Origin of the sequence: Terriglobus sp. YAF25 (assembly GCF_052113305.1) — a bacterium.
Taxonomy (GTDB): domain Bacteria; phylum Acidobacteriota; class Terriglobia; order Terriglobales; family Acidobacteriaceae; genus Terriglobus.
Genome location: NZ_JBFRCY010000489.1, coordinates 1 through 3,581, shown reverse-complemented (window position 1 = coordinate 3,581; position 3,581 = coordinate 1). Strand labels below are relative to the sequence as shown.

The following is a 3,581-nucleotide window of genomic DNA, read 5'->3' as shown; positions in this document are numbered from 1 at the left end:
GTCCTGCGCTCCGGCCGTGTCGTTGGCGAAGCTCCGCGATCCGAGGTCACACGGCAATGGATCGTGGAACGCATGTCTGGCCGCGCCGACACCACGGACCTGCAGGTCCGTCCCGCTGCCTCCACCCAGGCCGTGCTATCAGTCCACCACTTAGAGCTCGGTTCCTCCTCCGCGGGTGAAGAATCGCAGGCAGCTCTGCATGAGATCTCATTCACCCTTCACAAGGGCGAAGTCTTGGGCATCTATGGTCTTCTCGGAGCGGGCAGAACCGAACTTCTGGAGACACTCGCGGGAAACCGCACACCGCTCGAGGGTTCCGTCCAGATCGAAGGCCGCACGCTCGCACTGAACTCCGTTGGCAGTGCGGTCAAGGCAGGCATTGTGCTTGTCCCGGAAGATCGCCAGCGCGACGGTCTGATCCCCGAGCTGTCGATCCGCGAAAATGTGGCCCTCGCCGCCTCGCACGGTCCTTTGCTCTCACGCGCGCACGAGACTGAGCTGGTCCGAAAGCTGGCGAAGGACCTGAACATCGCAGCCAACGACCTCGAACTGCCGGTCACCTCGCTCTCCGGCGGCAATCAGCAGAAGGTCCTCATCGCCCGCTGCCTTATGCGTAACCCGCGGGTCCTTCTGCTCGATGAGCCGACACGCGGGGTCGATGCCGGAGCCAAGGCAGAGATCTATCGCATCCTTCGCAAGCTGGCCGCGAACGGCCTGAGCATTCTGTTCACCTCGTCCGAGATTGAAGAGACGCGAACGCTCGCCGACCGCGCCCTCGTCCTCTGCCAGGGACGCATTGCAGCCGAGTTTCAGCATCACCAGTTGACCGACGAAGCCCTCTTCGCCGCAGCCAGCCCGAACGTGACCACAGGAAGCATCGCATGACCTCTATCTCCGCCACGCTCTCATCGTCCGATCGTCTGGCCAGCAGTGGAGCCCGCATCGCACTCATCCTGCTGCGTGCCCGTGCTGTCCTCGTGCTGGTGCTTCTGCTCATCCTCTTCTCTGCCCTGGCGCCAAGCTTTCTTACGGGCGCCAACCTGTCCATCCTGACGAAGCACGTCGCCATCTCCGCAATCCTCGCCATCGGCATGACCTTCGTCATCCTCTCCGGAGGCATCGATCTCTCCGTCGGCTCTGTTGCCGGTCTGGGCGGCATGGTTGCAGGCTACATTCTCACCCAGGGCATCGCCGTCGGCAGCACTACCTATCATCCCGGCGTCTTCGTCGCCATTCTGGCAACCATTGCTCTCTGCCTGCTGGTAGGAACGTTGAATGGCTGGTTGGTCTCACGCGCCGGCGTCGCTCCCTTCATCGCCACCCTCGGCACGCTCTATATCGCCCGAGGGTCTGCGCTGTTGATGTCGAACGGCAAGACCTTTCCGAACCTCGCGGCCCACGCGCCTTCCTTCGCCTTCATCGGCCAGGGCTTCCTGTTGCACATTCCCATCCCGGTCTGGCTCATGTTCTTGTTGTTCGCTGTCGCGGCATTCATCGCGGCCAAGACACCATTTGGACGTCATGTCTATGCCATCGGCGGCAACGAACGCGCCGCCCGCCTGGCCGGCATTGTTGTGCCGCGTGTGAAGATGTATACCTTTCTCTTCTCTGCGCTCTGCGCTGGGCTGGTTGGGCTCATCATCGCCTCGCAGCTCGAGGCCGCTCACCCGGCTACAGGAGAGAGCTTCGAGCTGAATGCCATCGCCGCCGTTGTTCTGGGCGGCACGTCACTCATGGGTGGACGCGGCTCCGTCACCGGCTCGCTGATCGGCGCCTTTGTCATCGGCGTACTGGCCGACGGCCTGGTGATGCTCGGCGTCTCCGAGTTCTGGCAGATCGTCATCAAAGGCGTCGTCATCGTTCTGGCGGTCGCCATCGATCAGCTGCAGTCGCGGTTGCAGGCAAAGTTCCTGCCGCTGTTGCTGCGCTCCAACCCAGGAGCCGGAGCATGAAGCTCGCGACACTGTTCGTGGTTGGCGCCATCGCTCTTACCGGCTGTCACCGTGAAGAGCTGTCGAAGCCGCTGATCGCCATCATCGTTCCCTCGCAGGACAACCCCTACTTCAAGGCCGAGGGCGATGCAGCCGCGGYCCGCGCGCAGCAGCTTGGCTACCGAACACGTATCGATGCACACAACGATGATGCCTACCGTCAGGACAACCTGATCGATGCCGCTATTGCTAGCGGAGCCAAAGCCCTTATCCTCGATAACGCTGGATCGGAGTCCTCCATCTCCGCCGTACGCCGCGCGAAATCGGAAGGCATCGCCGTCTTCCTCATCGACCGTGAGATCCAGGTCACCGGAGTAGCCCAAGCGCAGATCATCGCCGACAACCACCAGGGCTCCCGCATCGTTGCCGAAGAGTTTGCCCGCGCCACCAAAGAAGGGGAATACGCCGAGCTACTCGGACGCGAATCCGACACTAACGCGCAGATCCGCACTAAAGGCTTTCACGAGATCCTCGACACTGCACCGCAACTGAAGCGTGTCGCTGCCCAATCGGCCAACTGGTCGCAGGCTGAAGCCTTCCAGAAGACCGAGACCATCCTGCAGGCACATGCGAAGCTCGCAGGCATCATCGCCGGCAACGACACCATGGCGCTCGGCGCTGCGGCGGCCATCAAGTCCTCCGGGCGCAAGGGAATCATCGTCACCGGCTTCGACGGCTCACCGGATGCGGCTACGGCCATTCGTTCCGGCGAACTGCAGGCCACTTCTCTGCAGCCCGCCGTCGTCATCTCCCGGCTTGCAGTCGATGAAGCCGATCGCTTCCTCAAGACAGGCTCGACCGGCAAGCCGGAAAAACAGATCATCCCCTGCGACCTCGTCACCCGCACCAACGTGGACGACTATCGCGACTTCGAAAAGATCAGGTAATAACGGAAAGGAATCACCTCTCATGCCCAGCACCTTAGGCGTCATCCTCGGTAACCGCGACTTCTTTCCCGACGCTCTCATCGCCGAGGCACGGCAGCAGCTCACTACGCTCTTCTCACAGCTCGATGTCACGCCCATCTGGCTTACCCAGGGCCAGACCAAGCTGGGCGACGTCCAGGGATGGCCCGATGCAGTGAAGTGCGGCGAGCTCTTCCGCGCACACCACTCTGAGATCGAAGGCATCCTCGTCTGCCTGCCGAACTTCGGTGACGAGAAGGCGCTCTCCGACGCTATCCGCCTCTCTGAGCTCAATGTCCCCATCCTGGTGCAGGCCTGCCCTGACGATCTGGACGCCTTCGGCCTGGAGCGCCGCCGCGACGCCTTCTGCGGTAAGATCTCCGCCTGTAACAACCTGCGTCAGTACGGTTACAAGTACACCCTTACTCGCGATCACACCGTCGCCATCAACAGCGACCGGTTCCGCGAAGACCTCACCCACTTCCTCGCAACCTGCCGCGTCGTGCGCGGTCTCCGCCGCGTCCGCCTGGGAGCCGTCGGAGCTCGCCCCAACGCCTTCAATACCACCCGCTTCAGCGAGAAGCTCTTTGAGGCTGCCGGCATCTCCGTCAATACCATTGACCTCTCAGAGGTCTTCGGCTCCACACAGCGCATTGCCGATGCCGACACTCGCGTGAAGCAGCGC

Annotated in this window: 3 protein-coding genes and 1 pseudogene; all 4 read left to right on the top strand. The window is 62.3% G+C overall.

Annotation, left to right across the window (positions count from 1 at the left end; translation table 11 throughout):
* Positions 1–885 (top strand): ATP-binding cassette domain-containing protein (locus AB4043_RS18605; RefSeq protein WP_442307748.1); only part of this gene is annotated, 885 nt, incomplete at its 5' end.
* On the top strand, positions 882–1,952 hold the full coding sequence (locus AB4043_RS18600) for an ABC transporter permease (RefSeq protein ID WP_442302400.1): 1,071 nt from the start codon (positions 882–884) through the stop codon (positions 1,950–1,952). The genes AB4043_RS18605 and AB4043_RS18600, both read left to right, overlap by 4 nt.
* Positions 1,949–2,878, top strand: a complete 930-nt coding sequence (locus tag AB4043_RS18595) for a D-ribose ABC transporter substrate-binding protein (RefSeq protein WP_442307747.1) — start codon at positions 1,949–1,951, stop codon at positions 2,876–2,878. The genes AB4043_RS18600 and AB4043_RS18595 overlap by 4 nt, the downstream gene beginning before the upstream one ends.
* 22 nt (positions 2,879–2,900) lie before the next feature.
* A pseudogene (locus AB4043_RS18590) lies at positions 2,901–3,581 on the top strand (fucose isomerase); the annotation flags it as partial.

Coding starts and splice junctions, on each gene's coding strand:
- AB4043_RS18600 (WP_442302400.1), top strand. CDS start 882: ATGACCTCTATCTCCGCCACGCTCTCATCGTCCGATCGTCTGGCCAGC.